Genomic DNA, 19660 nt, shown 5'->3' with positions numbered 1-19660 from the left:
GTTATGATGGGAACCGGCCAATGTGTAGCTTAGTGAAAGATCCTTATGCTAATTCACATAATAGATGTCAACCAGCCCATACAATCCTCAGCAAGATGAACAGCTCCTGTGGGCCCGGCTCTGTAACGGAGACCGGGAGGCCTTCGGGGAGATATACCGGCGGTATTTTCCGCTGCTGTTCCGGTACTGTATACGGTTTACAACAGACCGCGCGCTGGTGAAGGATATGTTGCAGGATTTTTTCTCACAGCTGTATGTGCAAAGAGCCGGCCTTTCACTTCCTGTCAACCTCAAAAGCTACCTGATGGTATCTGCCAGGAGGAAACTGTTCCGCTACCTCGATAAGTCGGCCCACGGGCCGGCCAGCCTGGATGAAGGAACTGCCTCCGGTTTCGCTCTTGAACTTTCCCCTGAAAGCATCCTCATTAACCGGCAGCGCACCGAACAAACCACCCGCCTGCTGCAACAAAAACTGGATGCCCTTACCCTCCGCCAGAAAGAAGCTATCTATCTCCGTTTCTACGAAGGCCTTTCCTACGAGGAAATTGCCGACATTATGCTTTTAAAGGAAGTAAAATACGCCCGCACCTTAATATACCGGGCGATTGCAGAACTAAAGGAGCTGCTGGCGCAAAATGAATCGGCGCTGATGTTCCGCTAAGCGAATTTTGTCTGACTCGCTGATTATGATGATTACGCTGATTTCACTGATTTATTCTTGGATTTAAAAACTGATTTTAAATGATTCGGGGAGATATAAGCGGATTTGCTTACATCTCCCCGAATTACTTATAAAATCCAAAAAATAAAATCAGTGAAATCAGCGTAATCATCATAATCAGCGAGTCAGACAAAATTCGCGAAAAAAAATGCTTTTCCCTGAGGGTATTTTCCCGCCCCGTGACTCCTCTTATTGTACAAGGTACTTTTTTATGAATTATAGTGAATTCGAAGCCGCAGATTTTGCCGGCGACGCCTCATTCCGTGCATGGGTGCTGGAGGGAACAAATGCCGCTTTCTGGGAAAGCTGGATACCGGCGCACCCGGAAAAGGAGACAGTGCTGCAGGATGCGCGGGCGCTGGTGCTGGCGCTACGGTTCCGCACCAACGAAATAAGCCGGGAAGAAATGGAGGCGGTAAAAGGCAATATAGACCAGTTGCTGGACGAACCCGTTATTAAAAAAAATAACGGACGCCCGCGCAGGCAATGGTACTATGCCATTGCGGCCGCTGCTGCATTATTGCTGTTTGCCGGTATAAGGTATATATCCCAGCGCGAAACACCCATAGAAAACACCTTTGTACAAACCGGTTTCGGGGAAACCAAAACAGTGCAGCTTCCTGATGGTTCTATTGTGCAGCTGAATGCCAATTCATCTATCTCTTATCCCCGTAAATGGACCAAGGAAAATGTAAGAGCCGTTACCCTGAACGGGGAGGCCTATTTCAATGTATCCAAATCTCCCGCAGGGTTGCATCCTAAATTCCGGGTACTGATGCCACAGGTAACCATTGAAGTAAAGGGAACAGCCTTTAATGTGTATCACCGCCATGACCAGGTGAAGGTATTACTGGAAGAAGGAAAGATAGTGGTGAACGATAGCCTGGATATGAAGCCGGGAGATATGATGTATTTCGCCCCGGGGGAACATCACCGCCTGCAGGCAGATCCGGCTATGCTTACCGCCTGGAAACAGCGCCGGCTCCTTTTCAGGGACACTCCATTAATAAATGTTGCGCAGCAACTGGAAGATATTTACGGCTACAGGATCCAGTTCAGGAATAAGAAAACAGAAGGCCTGTTATTTACCGGCTCAGGCCCTGCTGATGATCCTGCAGTGTTATTAAAAGCAATGGCTACTGTGCATCAGCTGAGAATGAAACAAAATAATTCAGTCATCATTTTTGAATAAGGTCTTTAAAATTTACAGTTATGCAAAAGAGCTTTACGAAGCTTTATGCTCCCTGGAGCGCAACGCTGCTATTATTGCTGCTGCTAACCACCAACGCAACCGCACAGCAACTGATGGTAAGAAGCAGCAATACGCCCGGGGAAGCAGGAACTATCCCACTCCGTCAGATGCTGACCAACCTTGAAACAAGGTTTAACATCAGCTTTAATTATTCGCCTACACAGGTGGCGGATAAATTTGTAGCAGGGAAACAAACCCGTGTTACAGATGCCAACCTGGAATCGCAATTGCTGAAAATGCTTGCCCCACTGGGTTTACAGGCAGTTAAACTGAGCGACCGTGATTATGCTATCCGCCCTGCTACCGGGGAAGCATCTGTCACAACAGCACAGGAAGTAACTGTTAAAGGAAGTGTTACCGATGAAAGCGGCGTACCTCTTCCCGGTGTAAGCGTGCATGAAAAAGGCACTTCTAATGGTACCGCTACCAATGTAGACGGACAGTTCTCCATCAGGGTAGCTAACAGCAACGCCATCCTCGTATTCCGCTCTGTAGGCTACCAGTCGAAAGAGGTAGCTGCAGGCAACGGCACCCTGCAGGTGCAGTTAACAGCCACTGTACGGAGCCTTGATGATGTGGTGGTAACCGCCCTCGGTATCAAACGCCAGGAAAAAGCGCTGGGCTATTCTATCGCTACCCTGAAAGGCGACCAGGTAAGCACCGTGAAAGAAGTGAACATCGCCAATGCCCTTTCAGGCAAAGTAACCGGTGTGAATGTAAGAAGCACCAGCTCCGACCCCGGCGGCACCTCGCTGGTAACCATACGCGGGCAAAGCAGCCTGGAAGGCTATAACCAGCCCCTATACGTGGTAGATGGTATTCCTATTGCACCGGCAGTGCGCAATCCGAAACAACCGGTAGGACAAGTAGTAGTTGATTATGGCAGCACCATCTCCGATATCAATCCCGACGATATCGCCAGTATCTCCGTACTGAAAGGCGCCAGCGCCTCGGCTTTGTATGGCTCCCGCGCTATCAACGGGGTAATACTTATCACTACCAAATCCGGCTCCGGCGCTACAAAAGGACTGGGCGTTTCGGTGAACTCCAGCGCTATGTTCGATCAGCCATGGTTGTTCCCTGAGTTCCAGAATGATTTTGGTTCAGGCGACCGTGAAGGTTCTGATGAAACAATTTCCGATGCCTCATGGGGCCCGAGGCTGAACACAGGCACCAAACATGTACAGTGGAATAGCCCGCTGGATGCCAACGGACAGCCTATTCCCACCGACTGGGTCGCTTATCCCAACCGGCACAAGGATTTCTTCCGTACCGGCTCTACCTTCACCAACAACATTGCCGTTACCGGTAATAATAAGGATGGCAACTTCCGCTTATCGTTTACCAACCTGAAAAATGAAGGCATCATTCCGAATACCGATCTGAAAAGAAATACACTTAACCTCGCCGCAGGATATAATCTCAATCCCAGTATCAGGGTGAGTACCAATATAGGCTATACGAAAAACAGCAGCGGCAACCGGCCTACCTTTAACCGGGGCAGCGTGAGCAACATCGTTTACACTACCACTCCCAACGTGGATATACGGCAGCTGCGTAATTACTGGCTGCCCGGGAAAGAAGGACTGCAGCAGTTTTCACATGTACCCGGATCTACTGATAATCCCTACCTGGTGGCATATGAATTCATCAATGGGTTTGATCGGGATCGTATGACGGGCAATGTGGAACTGAATATACAGATCACGAAAGACTTATCGCTCATGGGTCGCACTGGTATGGACCTCTACTCTGAAACCCGTGAAAGCAAACGGCCTTTCAGCGCAGTAAAGAACCCTACCGGCGCCTATGCTTTTGAAACAGAGTTTTTCAGGGAACAGAACACCGACTTCCTGTTGAGCTATAAAAAGAATATCAATTCAGATTTCTTTGTATCCATATCCGCAGGCGCCAACCGTATGAACCAGACAGGTAAAGGCTCCACCCAGAAGGCAGAAGCGCTGGTGGTACCAGGACTGTACAATATTGCCAATGCGCAGGCGGGTAGTGTATCAAATACTTCCTACAGGTCCAGCAAACGGATCAACAGCGTATATGGAATGGGACAGGTGAGCTTCCGCAATTATGCTTTCCTGGATCTTACCGCACGTAACGACTGGTCCAGCACACTACCAGCAGGAAACAATTCTTATTTCTATCCTTCCGCTTCATTGAGCTTGATCGTATCCGATATGCTGGGTATTAAATCCGATGCACTGTCCTTTGCAAAAGTGCGCGCCAACTGGGCGCAGGTGGGCGGTGATACCGATCCTTATAACCTGTATAACACCTTCGGTTTTGCACCCGACTGGGGCAATGTAAAACAGGCAACTATCAGCAATGTGCTGAAGAATAACCGGCTTAAACCACTAATCGCTACCTCCCATGAATTTGGCGCTGATCTGCGTTTCCTGAAAGGAAGATTAGGTATTGATTTTACTTATTATAACACGGTGAACCGCAACCAGATCATCCGCATACCGGTAACTATGGCCACCGGCTATTCCAACATGGTCACCAATGCCGGTAAGATCAGAAACAAGGGAATTGAGATAGGGCTGAATGCAACACCGGTAGCAGGGCCGTTCCGCTGGGACCTGCAGCTGAATTATACCCGCAACCGTAACAAGGTATTGAAGCTTATCGACGGCGTAAACAGTTACCAGCTGGGCAGCGCCGAAGGTATCAGGTTCCTCGTGAAGGAAGGCGCAGAAATGGGAGATATGTATGCACAAACCTGGGCTACAGTACCTGATGGTGAATTTAAGGGACAACCTTTGCTGAGCAGTGAAGGCGGTTACCAGCAGTTAAATGATTATGTGAAGATAGGTAACTATAACCCCGACTTTATGCTGGGTATTAACAACACTTTTTCTTATAAAGGCTTTACGCTGAATGTGCTGATCGATTGGCGACAGGGCGGTAATTTCTTCTCCTATGTGGCAAAGAACCTGCTCAGCGATGGCCGCACCACCACCACTATCCCGGGTCGCGATCCTAAAACCGGCGGTCTTCCCTGGACAGATGCAGATGGTAACAAACGTACAGACGGCATGATCCTGTTTGGCTATATAGATGAAGGCAACGGCAAATACAAGCTCAATGATAATGTAACCGATCCCGAAAACTATTATGGTGAATACTACTGGAGCTTTAACGGCCGCTCTACTTTTGATGCCAGTTATGTAAAGCTCAGGGAAGCATCTCTTACCTACACATTTTCAAAGAAAACACTGGGTAAGCTGCCACTGGGAAATCTGACGGTATCACTGATTGCACGTAACCTGTTCACCTGGACTGCCGCCGAACAAGGTTATGACCCGGAAACAGCTATGACTATCTCTAATGGTAGCTTCTCGCCTGGAGTGGCCAGCTGGGGATTGCCTTATACCCGTTCCTATGGCGCTAAGATAGGTTTCAATTTTTAATCCAATAATTGTATGGTTATGCAACGCATGCCTTTAAAATACCTGGTACTGATCTTTGGTGTACTCTTCGCCTCCTGCGAAAAGGGACTGGAAGATATCAATGTAAACCCGAATGAATCGGAAGTCATCAATCCTGAATTCCTGTTATCATCGGTGCTGATCAATACTGCCTACGATTACCAGAAAGAGGCTTACTTCGATAAGCCCGCTTCTGCTGGCCGTTATATTACTATGGTGCGTAATGAAGGAAATGATAAGTTCGACTGGGGGCCCCAGAGTTGGGACAGCTACTATGCAAAGCTGTCCGCCAACCGGGAAATGATGGACCTGGCAAAGAAGCTGAATGTGCCGCAATATGTGTCTGTAGGCAAAGTGCTGGAAGCCTTTAACTTTGCGTATATCACCGACCTGTTTGGTGATATACCTTACAGTGAAGCGCTGCTGCTCAAAAGCGGGGCAATCGTACATCCTAAATACGATCAGCAGCAGGTAGTATATCCTGCCCTGCTGCAAACACTGAAGGAGGCAAATGAGGAGCTCGCGGCGAATAACAATAAGGTAGACACCAAGGCAGATGTAATGTACAAAGGTGAGCCCCTGAACTGGCGGAAGTTTGCCAATTCGCTTCGTTTACGGATGCTGTTGCGCATCTCTAAAAACTATCCCACCGCATTTACAGACATGCAGGAGATCCTGAATGATAAAAACAAGTATCCCATTTTTGAAAGCAATGCAGATAATGCAGAGATCATTTACCAGGGCAACAGGAATATCGACAGCTGGCCTGGCAGTGCTCTGGGAAGCTCCCTTGATGAATTCGATAAGCGTAAACCCAGTAAGGAAATTGTGGACGCATTACTGCAACGCAAAGATCCCCGTTTAAAAGTATGGATAGCACGGGTGGATTCGCTGACAGGATGGACAAAAGATCCCAATCCTTATGTAGGTGTACCCAACGCTATTCCTGCACCTTATGATTATAACGGTGGTAAGAATAATATGTCGCGCTTATCCTCTTTGTTCAGCAGCGCTAAGGCAGATATGTTAAAAGCCAGCATGCTCACCTATGCAGAAGTTTGCTTTATCCTGGCAGAATGCGTACAGGCAGGTAAAGTAACCGTACCGGGTAAAACCGCGGAAAGCCTGTACTACGATGGTATCCACGCTAATATGAAGTTTTACGGGGTAGACCAGGCCGCTATTGATTCCGGTTACTTCAGCCAGCCCGCTGTAAAGTACAATGGTACGCTGGAACAACTCATCGGTCAGAAATGGATCGCAGGTTTCCTTAAAGGCGCCGAAGCCTGGTTTGATAACCGCCGCACAGGGTTGCCCAAATTTGTACTAGGCCCACTGTCGTCTACTACGGTATTGCCTAAACGCTATATTTATCCTACCGGGGAACGCGATACCAATGAAGACCAATACCAGAAAGCACTCACTGTATTCGGACCAGATAAACAAACCACGCTTATGTGGTACCTGAAGTAATAGCTATGAAGAAAATACTGACAGGCGGGTGGCTGCTGGCCACCTGCTTTTTCCAACAGGAAGTAAATGCCCAGCGTTTGCAGCCCGACAGGATTGTAATGAACGTTACCGGAAACCCTTCCCGCTCTGCAGCAGTCACGTGGAGAACAGGTAAGGAGGTAACTGCCAGTTATGCAGAGCTGGCCCCCGCTACGGCCGACCCGCGTTTCACGCAAACGGCTGTACGATATACAGCCATCACTACGCTGCCTTTCGCGGACTCATTACCGGTGAGGTACCACCATTTTGTTTTTGATAGCCTGCAACCCAATACCAGCTATGTTTACAGGGTAGGGCAGGGCGACCACTGGAGTGAATGGTTTTCTTTCCGCACTGCAGGATTGCCCGGCGAACCTTTTTCATTTATCTACCTGGGCGATGCACAGGCAAATATCTTCTCCATGTGGTCGAGGCTGATCAGGAAAGCCTGGTCGGTAGCCCCGGATGCACGTCTCATCATTCATGCGGGCGACCTGGTGAACAGGGGCAATAATAACAATGAATGGGAGCAATGGTTTGAAGCAGGTGGCTTTATTCATAGCACGGTTCCCGGTATGATGACCACCGGTAACCACGAATACTATGAGAATGCTTCCGGCCAGGATGTGCCTTCCGCCTTCTGGCGCCCGCAGTTTACCCTGCCGGAGAATGGCCCGGCCGGACTGGAAGAAACCTGCTACTATACCGATGTACAAGGCATGCGCTTTATTTCCCTCAATTCACAGGAAGTGGAAATCTCTGATACGCTGCTGGCCCGGCAGAAAGTATGGCTGGAAGCGTTGCTGAAAAACAATCCCAACCGGTGGACCGCCATCACTTTTCATCACCCGGTATTGTCAACAAAAAAGAGCCGCAACAACGAACGGCTCCGGGAAAACTTCAAACCCTTGTTCGACCGGTACAAGGTAGACCTGGTGCTGCAAGGCCATGATCATACCTATGCCCGCGGGCGCGATGGCAATAAAGGACCGGTATACGTGGTATCTGTAAGCGGCCCTAAAATGTCGGCCATAGATCCTCAACCCTGGATGACCCGCACCGGTTCCTATACCCAATTGTTCCAGGTAGTAGAGGTGAAACCTAAACTGGTATCCTACCGCGCCTATACGGCAACCGGTGAGCTGTACGATGCTTTTGATCTCGAAAAACAAACCAACGGAGATAATCTCCTTAAAAATAAAATGAAATAAATATCCTGCTATTCCTCTTTTTTATTCAACAGTTTATGAAATAATGAAAGGATTCCTTATCATATTGTTCTTTATTCCGCTGCTTTGCACCGGGGCTGTGCTGCAACGGCTCACTATTGTATCGAAAGATAATCAGGTAGCAGCACAGGTATTACAGGAAGAAGTAAAACGCCGTACCGGTCTCGTATGGCCCATTACAGCGCGGGCGCCTGAAAACGGCAGGGCGATCATCTTTCAAACAATATCCTGCGCACCGGAGTCATATCATATCCACACTACAGGCCGTTCTATTGTTGTGGAGGCCAGCGGCCCCCGAGGATTGCTATATGGCGCAGGCTACCTGCTGCGTATGATGGAGTACCAACAAAATGCAGTTACATTGCCGGATGATCTGAAAGCAGACGCTATACCGGAGAAGGCTATACGGGGGCACCAAATCGGGTACCGTAACCTGGCCAACTCCTACGATGGATGGACGCCGGAACAATATGAACAGTATATCCGCGACCTGGCAATATTCGGGGCCAATAGCATTGAAGCCATCCCGTTTATGCCTGCGTCACCGCATTTTACGGTGTCTTCCAATGAGATGACACGCCGTATCAGCGGCTACTGCAAAAAATATGACCTGGACTTTTCTGTATGGACACCGGCTACCTTCGATTTGAAAGATACCATGAAGCGGCATCATTTCCTGATGCAGTTCGACACGCTTTTCCACGATGCAGCGCGGCTCAATGCCGTGTTCTTTCCCGGTGGAGATCCCGGGAATAATCCCCCGCAGCTGGTGCTGCCACTGCTGGAAGAACTGGCTGTTCCCCTGAAAAGATATCATCCTGCAGCAGCCATCTGGCTATCACTGCAAGGCTACGATTCCACAGAATGCGCATTCGTATATTCATATATCAGTGAACATAAACCGGCATGGCTGGGAGGCATTGTAGTAGGGCCTTCCAGTCCTTCGCTGGAAGATACCCGGGCCGCATTGGCGCCGCCCTACAGGATCCGTCACTACCCTGATATTACCCATACAGTGCGTTGCGACTATCCCGTGGTATGGTGGGACCCTGCATTTGCGTTTACCCTTGGCCGTGAGCCGGTAAACCCGCAGCCCTTGTATTATGCCAACATCTACCGCTTCATTGCGCCTTATATGGATGGCTTTATCAGTTACTCCGATGGCGCGCACGACGATGTAAATAAAATGCTCTGGAGCATGCTGGGCTGGAACAGCCAGGCAGATGCGAGAGATATGATGCTCCGGTATGCCAGGTACTTTTTTCCTTCCGTGCCGGCGGAGCTGGCCGCCGATGGGATCCTTGCCCTGGAAAAGAACTGGGAGGGCGCTATCGCTGATAATGGAAGTATAACGGCAACGCTTACACTATGGCAGCAACTGGAACGCGGGCATACAGCTTTGTCCGGTAACTGGCGCTGGCAGATGTGCCTGTTAAGGGCTTACTACGATGCGTATACCCGTGCCCGTGCCATCAAAGAAGCGGCGCTGGAAGCGGAAGTAAATAGTACGTTGCTGGTACATGATGGCAATGAAATAAACCGCGCGGAAAAAATATTGCAGCAGGCAGATACGAAAGTAATGCCTCAATGGAGAGATCGTATCATAGCGCTGTGCGACAACCTGTATAAATCTGTATCCATGCAAACCAGCGTAACCAGGTATAAGGCCGCAGGACCGGAAAGGGGCGCTGTACTGGATTTCCTGGACCGGCCTTTAAACAACCGCTGGTGGCTGGAAGACAAGTTCCGTTACATCAGGACATTACCGCCGGGGGAGCAGCGTAAGGCATTGGATACCTTAGGCAGATGGGAAAATCCCGGGCCCGGCAGTTACTACGACGATATTGGCAATGTATCAAAATCACCACATGTGGTAAGGAGTGAAGACCTGCACACGGATCCGCTCATGCGCCGCAGCGATACGCCGGGCTTCGACTGGTGGGAGAGTGGTTACAGCCGCAAAAGATTATCCTGGATGGTGAGCCTGCGATGGCCCTCTGCTATGCGTTATGACCACCTGGATACAGCCGCGCATTACCTGGTAAGAATAACGGGTTATGGAGAAAGCCTGTTGCGGGCCAATGGCGTATTGCTTAAGCCATCTCTCTATAACAAAGGAACAGGAGAGATAAAAGAATTTCCCGTACCGGCGGAAATTACAAAGAGCGGCACATTGCTGCTCACATGGGATAATATTGATGAAGAACATCTTAACTGGCGTCAGCATTCACGGGTCACAGAAGTGTGGCTTATCAAATTATAAAAGATGGGAATGAAGAAAATAATTTACCTGGCAGCAGCCATCGTATTGTCGTGCCCCGCCTGGGCCACACCTGATCTGCCTTTTACGCAGGCAGTTTCCGTAAAATATCATATCCCGCAGGGATTGGAGCTGGTCAAAGTGATCACAGACTACAACGATAACGTGCATGTGCTCACAAAGCAGGGCTTTTATCGCCTCAGTGGAAACGACCTGGTGCGCGATCAGCGTTTCCGCCCACTGGCACAGAAAATTCCCCTGGATGTAACTACGCAGGAAGGAAGTGGCCACCTGTATTATCTTTATGCAGATAAATGTCTTACCAACGGCTATGCAGGAATTCCCTATATTAATCTTCCGCAGGGAAAATTTAACAGGGTGGTTGTAGATGCAGCCGGCCGTATGCTCTTGTCCGGCAACAATGTGCTGGCTGTAGCCAACAGGGGGAAATTACAGGACCTGCCGCCAATCCCTGAAGGCGTGCAACGGATGGAAGCCAACGGCGGCACATTTTTTATTTTAAGCAATAAAGCCGTTTATACTTTCAAAGATGATCATTTTGTACAGGTACATGCCGTTCAACAGGCCACTGCCATGGCTTTCAGTGGAGATGATATCCTGCTGGGAACAGGCAGCGGGTACTATGCCGTGAACCGTAACACCGGCGACACCAGCATAGGGCTGCAAACACGTGTGCCCGTTCCCGTTATCAATGAGCTGATGGCGGCCAATGGCCGCATCTGGGCAGGCACCCCGGAAGGCGCCTTTATGCGTACGGATTCCGGCACTTACCGTTACTTTGCCTCAAAACGCTGGCTGGACCAGGATATGGTAAAAAGTATGGCCGCCGATAGTCACGGCGATGTGTATGTACTAACGCCCACCGGTCTTAATAAAATTGCTTTTATACAACAAACACTGGCACAGAAAGCATCGTTCTTTGAGCGTAAGATCCGGGAACGCCATATCCGCTATGGGTTCATTGCTAATCTGCACCTGAATACGCCCGGCGATGTTGGCTCCGCTGAAATGGCGGATACCGATAACGACGGATTGTGGAGCAGCTTCTATCTCAGCAGCCAGGCTTTCAGGTATGCAGTTACACATGATCCCACTGCTAAAAGGTATGCCTGGGAAGCGTTTGAGGCATTTGAAAGGATACTCTCTATAAACCAGCTCACCGGTTTTCCTTCCCGCACTTTTGAAAGGAAAGGGTATAAAAATTCTGATCCTGAAAGATGGCGTGATTCCCCCGATCCTGAATGGGAATGGAAAGGACATACCAGCAGCGATGAGTATGTGGCATATATCTGGATCACTGCGGTGCTGAACGAAATGGTAGCAGAAACACCGGAAGAAAAGAAACGGGTCACTGATTTTATTGATAAGATCATGACGCATATTGTGGATCATAAATACACGATGGTAGACATCGACAATAAACCCACCTTATGGGCGCGCTGGAACCCCGAATATATCAACTGGTACCCGACTACTATCGGCGACAGGCGGCTGGGAAGCACTACCATCATTGCGGGTCTGCAGCTGGCGTATAAATTAACCGGTAAAGAAAGATATAAAACAGAAGCCTATAAGCTGCTGAATAAATACGGTTATCTGAAAAATATACAGATCGATTACCGCACCATCAAACAAACGCCTGGCTACCTGCATGAAGGCGTTAACATGGGAATGGGCGGCTGGAATCATTCCGATGATGAAATGGCTTTTCTTACTTACTGGGTATTGTATAAATATGCATTCACTGATGAACTGAAAGCACAATATAAAGGCGCTATCCTTAATCATTGGGAAATAGAACGGCCGGAGAAGAATGCAGTGTGGAACCTGATCACACTGGCCACTGCGGGCAACTATGATGCTGCTGCCACTACCTGGTGGCTGCAAACCTTCCCGATGGACCTGATCACCTGGAAGATCACCAATTCCAGGCGCAAAGATATTACGCTGCTTCCGCCTAATTTCCGGAACCAGTATACTGCGGAACTGCTGCCGCTGGATGAGCAGCCGGTGCACCGTCATAATGCCAACGCTTTTAATCTTGATGGCGGCCACAATGGAGAATCCGAACTGGCAGGAGATGAATTTTTACTGCCTTACTGGATGGCCCGTTATTTAAAAGTACTCGATTGAAAATGAATAACATGAAACGTATACAACAACTTTGCACAACAGGCATATTGCTGCTGTTAACGCTTACCGCGGTGGCACAACAGCAGGTAAGCAAACCCAGGATCGTAGTGGGGCATGATGGTAGACCAGATGCGCTGGGATTACCTGTACCGCTACGCCGCCAGGTATGGTAACGGTGGCTTTAAGCGCCTGTTGCGTGAAGGCTTTGCCTGCGAGCAAACGTATATCAACTATGCACCCACCGTTACCGCCTGCGGACATACATCCGTATACACCGGCAGCAGCCCCGCAGTGCATGGTATTGTGGACAACGACTGGTACAGCCGGGAACTGCAGCGTTCCGTCTACTGTACGGAAGACAGCACCGTTGCTACCATCGGCGCAGAAGGAACGGCAGGGAATATGTCGCCCCGCAACCTGCTGGTGTCTACCGTAACCGATGAATTACGGCTGGCCACCAACTTCAGAAGTAAGGTTGTAGGCGTTGCGCTGAAAGACAGGGCCTCCATTCTTCCAGCGGGGCATACCGCCAACGCTGCTTTCTGGTATGATGGAAAATCGGGTAATTTTATTTCCAGCAGCTATTACATGAAAGCATTACCCGAGTGGGCACAACGATTTAATGCGCAACAGCTGCCGGTGAAATACCTGGCGAAAGGATGGGAAACGCTGTATCCCATTACCAGCTACATTCAAAGTGATACCGACAGTAAAGATTATGAGAAATCATTCGGGCATGAAAATGCGCCGGTGTTCCCGCATGCCTTCACTGGCAGGGAAAAGAATTCCATACGCAGCACGCCATACGGTAACACCCTTACTTTCGCTTTTGCCAAAGCGGCCATAGAGGGATATGGCCTCGGCGCCGGTACAGAAACGGATTTCCTTGCCGTAAGCTTTTCCTCCCCTGATGCCGTGGGGCATCAGTTCGGCCCTAACTCCATCGAGGAAGAAGATCTGTACCTGCGTTTGGATAAAGACCTGGAAGAATTTTTTATTTATCTCGATAAAAGATTTGGTAAAGGCAACTATCTCTGTTTCATCACTGCCGATCATGGCGTATCACAATCCCCCGGCTTCCTGGAAGAGCACAGGCTGCCCACCGGTTTACTGGATGCAGATATCGTATTAAAAAACATCAACGCCGCTATTGCAGAACAATTCGGCATTGAACAAGGTGTAGTGGCTTTATCGGCTTACCAGCTGTATCTTAACAGGCCTGCTTTTGCTGCCAGGAAAATTCCGTTGCAACCGGTCATAGAACTGGTGATAGAAAAGCTAAAATCCACTCCCGGTATAGCCGATGCCGTTAGTCTGCATGATCTGGGCGCCGCCGCCTTGCATGAACCCCTGCGCACCATGTTGGTGAATGGATACAATAAGCAACGCGGCGGAGACGTGATCCTCCTGATGCAGGCCGGCTGGAAGGATGGCGGCCGCAGTGGCGCCACGCATGGTTTATGGTATCCCTATGATGCGCATATCCCGCTGGTATGGATGGGATGGGGGATTAAACCAGGCAAAACTTACCGGACCATTGGTATGACGGACATTGCGCCTACCGTAGCGGCATTGCTGAATATCCAGGTGCCGGGCGGGAATATTGGTCATGTGGTGTGGGAGTTGTTTAAAGCCGCTCCGTAAGATGTACTGTTACAACATCTCCCGCTTCTTTCCCAAGTAATTTTCTTAGCTCCACCTTTACCGGCAGCTTATGCGTGCCGTCTCCCAAAGCCATAAAAGAGCTTTGAAAAGCGTGATTATCGATAGTGCCCTTTACTTTTACCAGCCCACGGGTACCAAAAAAAGCGACTGAGTCCGGCCATATCACATATGTCCACCCGCCGGCATTGGCACTCTTCTGCAGCGTTGCGCTAAACCGCTTGCTCAGCTTGCCTTTCGCGGGTGCTTCTTTTACTGTTGCCATATGATAAGGATTTTGTAAGATAAAGGTAGCATGATGGAAGTTAGGAGAAGATGGGTTGAAACGACATTCTTGGGGGCGATTTGCGACAAATGCCCTGATGAGAAATTTTTGCCTGATCTGTAAGAGGTCACCCCTTCATAACCCCGCTCAATGCCTTCCTGCTATCCGCTTTACCTGCCGTCATAGCCGTTAAGCTATCCAGGAAATTAACCGTTAATTTATCGCCATCAAACACACACTGGATCCTGTCCCCATGCAGCGTTTCGACGAAGCGCAGGTTCAGCTGCAAAGTATTCTCATTGATCCAGGTTGCGGTGCCGGCTACTTTAGTTGGCTGTTTGTTTAAACCCGCTTCGGGAAATTTATAGCGTTGTCTTTCTTTATTCAATACCCATTTTTCCCAGCCGAGGCGGATGCTGGTAACGCCGTCTGCTGTTTGCGTGGTCCAGGTGCATCCTGAAGGAGAGAAGTCGAACTGCATGGTGCTTGCATTGAAATCATTGTTGTCAAGCGTCCAGTTTTTACCCTGGTAGCGGGCGGCCATATCCTTATTGCTGCTACCCTTTACTACGGGAAGGGATAAACTGCTTAAACTTGTTTTTAATGCCGCCTGTTGCACCGGGTCTGCCGGAAGCGTGCCATCATGAAGCGCGGGTAACAGGTGTTCCCAGATAATGTCAAGGGATTTCTGCATGTCGGCGGTTTGACTGGTCACTGCCAGCACCGCATCTTTGCCGGGCATTACAATGCAATACTGCCCAAAGGCGCCATCGCCGCGGTAGGCGCCGTGCCTGCATTGCCAGAACTGGTATCCATATCCCTGGGCCCAGTCGCCGTTACCTTCCTGCGAAGAGGTTTGGTAACCGGTGGCGTCTTTTACCCAGCTTTCTGTAAGCAATGTTTTCCCGTTCCATTTTCCTTTCTGGAGATAGAGCTGCCCCAGTTTTGCAATGTCTGTTGTTTTTACACGAAGACCAAAACCAGCCATATTCAACCCCTGCGGAGAAGTTTCCCAGTCGTACCCCGTAATATCCAGCGGCTCAAACAGCCGCGGCGCCAGGTATTGCTCCAGCGTTTGCCCCGTCACAGCATGCAGGATGGCGCCCAGCATATAGGTAGCTCCGGTGTTATACAGGAAGTGGGTACCGGGTGCAAATTCCACCGGCTGCTCCAGGAATGTTTGCACCCATGTTTTGGTGGCTTTGAGCATCGGCGGCAGGGTATCGGCCCCGTTACCCGTATTCATGGTAAGCAGGTGCTTCACCGTCATTTTTTGGAGGTTGGGAGATGGATCGGCAGGGAGGTCATTGGGAAAGAACGAAATAACAGGGCTTTGGATATCCAGTCTGCCTTCTTTTACCAGCATGCCAATAGCTGTGCTGGTAAAGCTTTTCGACAAGGAGTACAGCGAGTGTGTAAACTCCGCTGCATAGGGGTTCCACCAGCCTTCTGCTACAATATGCCCGTGCCGCAGCAATACAAAGCTATGCCAGCTGATGCCGGAAGCGTTGGCAGCTTCAATAAAGGAAAGAATGCCCCGGGAAGATACGCCCTGCGATTCAGGAAGGGCATAGGGAAAGGACACTCCGGAAGAGCTCCATAACTGTTTTACAGGTCCCAGCACCGGCAAAAAGCCTATCCCGGCAAGACCCATCCCGGCGGTTTTAATAAAATGTCGTCTTGATTGCATTGTGTTCATGGAATTAATGTGAAACGTGGAATTGTGTAAATAAATATGATTTGAATCAGGCCAGCGGTGCGGCATCTTCGGCACTTTTGCGCCTGTTGATTATCACCATTGCAATGCCAAACAACAGTACTTCACCCACCAGCACCAGGAGGTAGTACAACGAATGCACCTCGTATTTACCCGATACCCAGAAAAACAGCAAGGCAGAAAATGAGCATACAATGCCCGTGAGCAGAAGTATCCATTTTGAAAATACCATCTGCTGGTAAGCCCGGTGCACTTCTTTGGTGGAGGGCGTTACATCCGGTTTTATTTTGCCTAGCAGGTAACTGTTTTCCATGGCATCAAACAGCCAGGCGATGAGCTGAAGCCATGCAAGACATTCGAAAAATATTTCGCCGGCAGGCGTCATTTTATTCGCCACCTGTATACACAACAGGAAGATACTGCCATACAGCGCCGGCATAAAAAGGAAATCCACCCACAACTGTCCCCGAAGGGCGGAGAGTGTGCGCAGTTGCTGCGGAGCCGGCAACGCATAGATCCCTTTGATCAGCTCGGGTATCTCTTTGCAGGAAGCAGGGAACTGCAGGTCGATGATACTGAATTTACGCACCACCACATCAAACAGGTAGAACTGCTTTGCCTGCCGGAGCATAATAAAAGCGGTGACCAGCAGCAATGCTACGGAAAAACATAACCAACACCAGGCATTTGAAATAATGAGTCCCATAATTACTTTTTGAGTTGGATTTGCAGGTCAGTACGGTCATTTTTATATGTCTCCCAGTTGAAGTTCCTGAGAAATTCGCAGGCAGCTTTTGCACCGAGTACAAACATGTCGATCTTATCTTTATCCGACAGGAAAAAGTTCAGCCAGTTGTACTGGTCAGATGACAGGTCCACTTTTCCTACACCCCGCTGGTATACTTCATTCTTGAGCAGGAAATCTTTATCGTAATAGTTCCGGATGGTATTGAACATGCGCCCGAAATTACCCTGTGAGCGACCAGCTGAAGGCATTTTCCTGTTTGTCTGCCGGCTTGCTGTCGTCCAGGTCAATACCAAATGATGGCAACCTGGGCACCTGTACATTGCTGTTATAAAAAATACTGATCGGGAAATTAGAGAGGATACCCCCATCTACGAAACGCGCGGTGGAAGGCGGTTGTGAAATACCAAAAAACTGCTTCCAGGCGGCTTTGATCCGGCTGTCTTCAGTGGGGATGTCATTGATCATATAAGATTCAAAAAAGACAGGAATAGACATGGACGCGCGTATAAACCCTGCGGGAGATAAGCTGTCGATGTCTGTACGGAAAAGTGAGCACATGGCAGGGAACTGGATCTTGTTCTGGGTCACCAGTTCGGAAGCTATAAAGGTAACATCTCCTTTCAGGTCGCCTAACCCGCTTTCATTAGGCACACGCAGCTGCAGCGGCGGGCATACGGCGGCTTTCCTGTTCAGATCGCTCACGGTGGTTACCTGGTTCTCCTGCAGCAGTTTTTTGATCCAGTCATAAAAAACATCTCCTGGGTTGATGCCATATCCTGAATTCTTCAGCCGTTTAAAAAGATCGATCACATAGGAAACGCCCACACCAATTACCAGCGATAAAAATCCGCTGAGAATAAAACAGATGCCTGTCCAAACGTACAAAGCCGGAAACTGTTTGCTGAGGCCCACCAGCACTACATCGCCGGCTATCAGCAGTGCAAATGCCGCCAGCACCAGCAACAGCTTGTTTTTGGCTTTATCGATATAATCTTTTTTAGTGATGAAATTTTTAATCAGCGTGCGTGCAGCAGGATGACCATCTACCAGCGAAAAAAAATCAAGATCGCAGATGGCCTGCAATACGTCCGCCGATTTTTTATCGGACTTATTTTTAATCACCGTGATAAGCGCCGTGTTAATGGCGCCCGCGCTGGTACCGGCCAGCCGCAGGAACCGGATGCCCATTTCTTCCAGGATATATGTATATCCAACCAGGGCAATACCAAATACACCCCCGCCTTTCTGCACCAGGTTCACATACTGGTGCCCTTCTGCATCCAGCACATCCGATACGATCAGCGGTTTACCGCCGCTGGCAGGATCAAAAGTTTTCTTTAAACCGGCAAGCTCGTCCACCACTTCGTGGTTATTGATAAAATCAGATACGGTTAATTTAACAGGCGTTTTCGAAGGCATAATGTGGTATATAAGGGGGTATGCTCTAAATTAATCTTTTTTTTGATTCTTTTATATGGCAGCTATGGTTGCAGAATCGTTACCGATCGATTATATTTATCTGTTATTATTTTCCACGTTATTCAATTTGCCTTTATGCACCGGTTGTTCCTGTTATTCGTTATTTGTTGCTGCGCATTCACTGCCCCGCTCCGGGCGCAGGAGATGGCGGAGAAAGCCAACCGGTTCATCCGCCTGCTGAACAAAACGCAACAGGCGCAAACACTGTTTCCTTTCGATACCGGTGAACGTTACCATTTTGCCTATGTGCCCCGCGACGATCGTAAGGGCATCTCTGTAAACGAACTGGATCCTGCCCAGCGCAAAGCGCTCATGAGTTTATTAAACACGGCTTTGAGCGAAGCAACGGTAAAAAAAGTAAATGACATTATGCAGCTGGACCTGGTGCTGAAGGAACTGGAACACAGGGCCGATGATGATCATTACCGCGATCCCGGCAAATACTTCCTCACCATCTTCGGGGTGCCGGGTGCAAACACTATCTGGGGCTGGCGGTTTGAAGGGCATCATGTGGCTTTTAATTTTTCGGCAGATAAAAAGGAACTGGTAGCAGGCACGCCTGCTTTCCTTGGCGCTAACCCGGCCATTGTACTGGAAGGGCCTCAAAAAGGAAAGGAAGTGCTGAGAGAGGAAACCACGCTCGCTTTTGCGCTGCTGCACGCCTTATCAGCGGAGGAGTTACAGAAAGCGCTGGTAACCACCAAAGCCCCTGCGGAAATTATTACGGGCAATAAAAGAAATGCCATGATTGAGCACCCGGAAGGCATTCGTTATAAGGAACTGAGCCCTGCACATCAACAATTACTGCTGGGGCTTATCAGCGTATACGTGCATCGCTTCACCAAATTGTTTGCAGATAAAATGCTGAAAGAAATCCAGGAAGACGGCCTGGATAATTTATGGTTCACCTGGGCCGGCAGCACTGTGCACGCATTGGGCAATCCCTGCTACTACCGCATCCAGGGGCCAGGCCTCATTATTGAATACGATAACACCCAAAATAACGCCAACCATATTCACACTATCGTGCGCGACCTGAAGAACGATTTCGGCGGCGATATGCTACTGCAGCATTACAAGGCCGCGCATGCGGAATAACGCGGATTTTGTCTGACTCAGGATTTTGATGATTTCGCTGATTACACTGATTTTATTCTTTGTTTTATTATAAATGGGAAAGGGAGATATAGGCGAATATCCGCTTCTACCTCCCTTAATTTCTCAAACGCTAAAAAG

At 49.2% G+C, this 19660-nt stretch carries 15 protein-coding genes; 10 read left to right on the top strand and 5 right to left on the bottom strand.

What is annotated here, in order from left to right:
* Positions 1–64 precede the first annotated feature (64 nt).
* The 9 genes from ABIE50_RS21760 (at position 65) to pafA (ending at position 14197) form a co-directional block, all read left to right on the top strand.
* Positions 65–661, top strand: coding sequence for an RNA polymerase sigma factor (locus ABIE50_RS21760; protein WP_209859710.1), 597 nt, complete (start codon positions 65–67; stop codon positions 659–661).
* 271 nt (positions 662–932) lie between these two features.
* Positions 933–1913 (top strand): FecR family protein, encoded by a 981-nt coding sequence (locus ABIE50_RS21755; protein WP_209859713.1) that lies wholly within the window; start codon positions 933–935, stop codon positions 1911–1913.
* A gap of 20 nt (positions 1914–1933) precedes the next feature.
* Positions 1934–5401, top strand: coding sequence for a SusC/RagA family TonB-linked outer membrane protein (locus ABIE50_RS21750; protein ID WP_209859722.1), 3468 nt, complete (start codon positions 1934–1936; stop codon positions 5399–5401).
* An 18-nt stretch (positions 5402–5419) separates the two neighbouring features.
* The gene (locus ABIE50_RS21745) at positions 5420–6892 is read left to right on the top strand and encodes a SusD/RagB family nutrient-binding outer membrane lipoprotein (RefSeq protein WP_354028120.1); all 1473 of its coding nucleotides are present in this window, start codon (positions 5420–5422) and stop codon (positions 6890–6892) included.
* 5 nt (positions 6893–6897) lie between these two features.
* Complete coding sequence (locus ABIE50_RS21740; protein WP_209859724.1) at positions 6898–8121, top strand: purple acid phosphatase family protein; 1224 nt, start codon at positions 6898–6900, stop codon at positions 8119–8121.
* A gap of 43 nt (positions 8122–8164) precedes the next feature.
* On the top strand, positions 8165–10402 hold the full coding sequence (locus ABIE50_RS21735) for a glycoside hydrolase family 20 zincin-like fold domain-containing protein (protein WP_209859726.1): 2238 nt from the start codon (positions 8165–8167) through the stop codon (positions 10400–10402).
* A 9-nt stretch (positions 10403–10411) separates the two neighbouring features.
* Positions 10412–12553 (top strand): ligand-binding sensor domain-containing protein, encoded by a 2142-nt coding sequence (locus tag ABIE50_RS21730; RefSeq protein ID WP_209859728.1) that lies wholly within the window; start codon positions 10412–10414, stop codon positions 12551–12553.
* An 11-nt stretch (positions 12554–12564) separates the two neighbouring features.
* Positions 12565–12726 carry a hypothetical protein gene (locus tag ABIE50_RS21725; RefSeq protein ID WP_354028119.1) on the top strand — a complete coding sequence of 54 codons (162 nt, stop codon included), beginning with the start codon at positions 12565–12567 and terminating at the stop codon, positions 12724–12726.
* Entirely contained in the window at positions 12668–14197 is a 1530-nt protein-coding gene (gene pafA, locus ABIE50_RS21720; RefSeq protein ID WP_354028118.1) for an alkaline phosphatase PafA, read from the top strand. The genes ABIE50_RS21725 and pafA overlap by 59 nt, the downstream gene beginning before the upstream one ends.
* Here pafA and ABIE50_RS21715 read toward each other — a convergent pair.
* From ABIE50_RS21715 to ABIE50_RS21695, 5 genes are all read right to left on the bottom strand, one after another.
* The gene (locus tag ABIE50_RS21715) at positions 14181–14480 is read right to left on the bottom strand and encodes a DUF1905 domain-containing protein (RefSeq protein ID WP_209859732.1); all 300 of its coding nucleotides are present in this window, start codon (positions 14478–14480) and stop codon (positions 14181–14183) included. The genes pafA and ABIE50_RS21715 overlap by 17 nt on opposite strands.
* A gap of 127 nt (positions 14481–14607) precedes the next feature.
* Entirely contained in the window at positions 14608–16170 is a 1563-nt protein-coding gene (locus ABIE50_RS21710; protein ID WP_209859734.1) for a serine hydrolase domain-containing protein, read from the bottom strand.
* Positions 16171–16225: 55 nt separating this feature from the next.
* On the bottom strand, positions 16226–16903 hold the full coding sequence (locus ABIE50_RS21705; protein WP_142688435.1) for a hypothetical protein: 678 nt from the start codon (positions 16901–16903) through the stop codon (positions 16226–16228).
* Between the two features lie 2 nt (positions 16904–16905).
* Positions 16906–17193 (bottom strand): hypothetical protein, encoded by a 288-nt coding sequence (locus ABIE50_RS21700; protein WP_354028117.1) that lies wholly within the window; start codon positions 17191–17193, stop codon positions 16906–16908.
* The gene (locus ABIE50_RS21695) at positions 17165–18364 is read right to left on the bottom strand and encodes a patatin-like phospholipase family protein (protein WP_354028116.1); all 1200 of its coding nucleotides are present in this window, start codon (positions 18362–18364) and stop codon (positions 17165–17167) included. Before ABIE50_RS21695 ends, ABIE50_RS21700 begins: the two co-directional genes overlap by 29 nt.
* Before the next feature lie 135 nt (positions 18365–18499).
* Here ABIE50_RS21695 and ABIE50_RS21690 point away from each other — a divergent pair, with 135 nt between their 5' ends.
* Positions 18500–19522, top strand: coding sequence for a DUF3500 domain-containing protein (locus ABIE50_RS21690; protein WP_142688437.1), 1023 nt, complete (start codon positions 18500–18502; stop codon positions 19520–19522).
* The last annotated feature ends 138 nt before the right edge of the window (positions 19523–19660 follow it).

Origin of the sequence: Chitinophaga sp. OAE865 (assembly GCF_040546735.1) — a bacterium.
GTDB lineage: Bacteria > Bacteroidota > Bacteroidia > Chitinophagales > Chitinophagaceae > Chitinophaga > Chitinophaga polysaccharea_A.
Note: the sequence above shows the minus strand (reverse complement) of the source record. Positions and strands in the feature narration are given on the sequence as shown.

Coding starts and splice junctions, on each gene's coding strand:
- ABIE50_RS21760 (WP_209859710.1), top strand. CDS start 65: ATGTCAACCAGCCCATACAATCCTCAGCAAGATGAACAGCTCCTGTGG.
- ABIE50_RS21755 (WP_209859713.1), top strand. CDS start 933: ATGAATTATAGTGAATTCGAAGCCGCAGATTTTGCCGGCGACGCCTCA.
- ABIE50_RS21750 (WP_209859722.1), top strand. CDS start 1,934: ATGCAAAAGAGCTTTACGAAGCTTTATGCTCCCTGGAGCGCAACGCTG.
- ABIE50_RS21745 (WP_354028120.1), top strand. CDS start 5,420: ATGCAACGCATGCCTTTAAAATACCTGGTACTGATCTTTGGTGTACTC.
- ABIE50_RS21740 (WP_209859724.1), top strand. CDS start 6,898: ATGAAGAAAATACTGACAGGCGGGTGGCTGCTGGCCACCTGCTTTTTC.
- ABIE50_RS21735 (WP_209859726.1), top strand. CDS start 8,165: ATGAAAGGATTCCTTATCATATTGTTCTTTATTCCGCTGCTTTGCACC.
- ABIE50_RS21730 (WP_209859728.1), top strand. CDS start 10,412: ATGAAGAAAATAATTTACCTGGCAGCAGCCATCGTATTGTCGTGCCCC.
- ABIE50_RS21725 (WP_354028119.1), top strand. CDS start 12,565: ATGAAACGTATACAACAACTTTGCACAACAGGCATATTGCTGCTGTTA.
- pafA (WP_354028118.1), top strand. CDS start 12,668: ATGATGGTAGACCAGATGCGCTGGGATTACCTGTACCGCTACGCCGCC.
- ABIE50_RS21715 (WP_209859732.1), bottom strand. CDS start 14,480: ATGGCAACAGTAAAAGAAGCACCCGCGAAAGGCAAGCTGAGCAAGCGG.
- ABIE50_RS21710 (WP_209859734.1), bottom strand. CDS start 16,170: ATGCAATCAAGACGACATTTTATTAAAACCGCCGGGATGGGTCTTGCC.
- ABIE50_RS21705 (WP_142688435.1), bottom strand. CDS start 16,903: ATGGGACTCATTATTTCAAATGCCTGGTGTTGGTTATGTTTTTCCGTA.
- ABIE50_RS21700 (WP_354028117.1), bottom strand. CDS start 17,193: ATGCCTTCAGCTGGTCGCTCACAGGGTAATTTCGGGCGCATGTTCAAT.
- ABIE50_RS21695 (WP_354028116.1), bottom strand. CDS start 18,364: ATGCCTTCGAAAACGCCTGTTAAATTAACCGTATCTGATTTTATCAAT.
- ABIE50_RS21690 (WP_142688437.1), top strand. CDS start 18,500: ATGCACCGGTTGTTCCTGTTATTCGTTATTTGTTGCTGCGCATTCACT.